This window comes from Microcoleus sp. w1-18aA5 (genome assembly GCF_036701705.1).
Lineage (GTDB): Bacteria > Cyanobacteriota > Cyanobacteriia > Cyanobacteriales > Microcoleaceae > Microcoleus.
Map to the genome: position 1 here is coordinate 1 of NZ_JAUPTE010000170.1, position 1,490 is coordinate 1,490.

Here is a 1,490-nt window from a genome sequence, read left to right on the forward strand (position 1 = left end):
GAAATTCGGGAATGAGATCAGGCCGAGCCAAGTCACAAGAATGGGCAGAAATAGCCTCACGGAAAAAAGCCATTACTGAACGAGCTTGAAAACGACAGGTTTGGATGACACTAAGTAGATTAGCAGTTTCCTCAAATCGCTTCATCGAACGAGAACCGCCAGAAACTTTCCGTTTCGTTACAGCTAGCCGTAGAGAACGTTCTGCTAAATTATTATCCGGAGACACCGATGGGTGATCGAGAAAATACCACCATTGTTGAGCCTTATCTCGTAAGGATTTGAGTAACAAACCTGCTGCATAGCCAACTTGGTTGAACCAAGTGGCCAAAGCTTGATTCAATCGTATTTTGAAATCCTCAGCCCAAGAGTCGTAGGTAAGTTGCTCCTTCGTCTTTCGCCAGGACTCATGGGATCTAAAAGCTTCATCAATTAATGACAGAAATATTTGAGCGACTGCTGCATTATTGTTGCCCGGAAGTCCCAGCACTTTCTTGAAATGCCGTCGTAAATGGGCTAGACACTTCTGTTGGGCTATGACGAAAGCAACCATTATAAACGCTGAAATCATCTGAGCTTAAGACTCCAGCAAATTCTTTGCCCAGCATGGTTTCTAGTTCCACACGTCCTCTGGTATCTGCGGCATGAAATAAACAGAATCCTTTTCCACTAGCCGTCCACAGCCATTCTTTGACTCCCATCACACACCGGGGGCGTTTCATCTACATGAACGTTTGATTGAAGAGGTACCCATTCCCACAGTGCTTTGATAGCTGGCTCTACTGCTGCTGCTACTCGTTGATTGGTTTTTTGGAGTGTTCCTACGGACACTTCTATCGTGCCGAGTTCCCACAACAATTCAGTCAGCTTTTCGTAGGAAAGATGCCCATAATTCCCCAGCCAGACTAATAGTGCTTGGAGATTAACGCTCAAGTCTTGGCCTGGAACCACTCCCTGATGTGGTTCTCCTCTGACTACTGCACCACATTCTAGGCATTTACACGATTGTGTCTGATATTCGACGACTTCGATTGGTTTGGCGACTAGAGTTGCTACTTGCTGTCTGTGGATGTTAATTACTTGACTTAATTCTTGACTACCACAATTGAGACAGATGTCGGGTGAGCTAATTTCGGTTCTGTCTACTCGTCCAAACCCTTTGCGGGTTTTTCCCTGATGACCTGGTTGTCCACCTGGTTTCTTTTTTTGGTCTGCTTCTGGTGTGACTGTTGGTTTCTCTGATTTCTGGATCAGATCCGTTGATGGGGGCTTTGATGAAGTCTGACTGGTGGTTCGACTTTTGCCCGTAGCAATGGCTAGTTTTTCTTGTAATTCTTCAATAATTTTTTGCAGCCCCAGTACCATTTCTACCAGTTCAGCTTGGCTCAACTGCTCGATTTCGGTTTTTTTCGGCTCTCTGGTTGCTGGGGGCTTTTTCATTGGTTTATTTTACCAGCTTTTGTCACCGAAGTTTTTTTGACCTGAATCCTTAC

General features: G+C 45.1%; 1 pseudogene. It reads right to left on the reverse strand.

What is annotated here, in order from left to right:
- Positions 1-1,437, reverse strand: a pseudogene (tnpC, locus tag Q5691_RS27510) (IS66 family transposase); the annotation flags it as partial.
- Between the last annotated feature and the right edge of the window lie 53 nt (positions 1,438-1,490).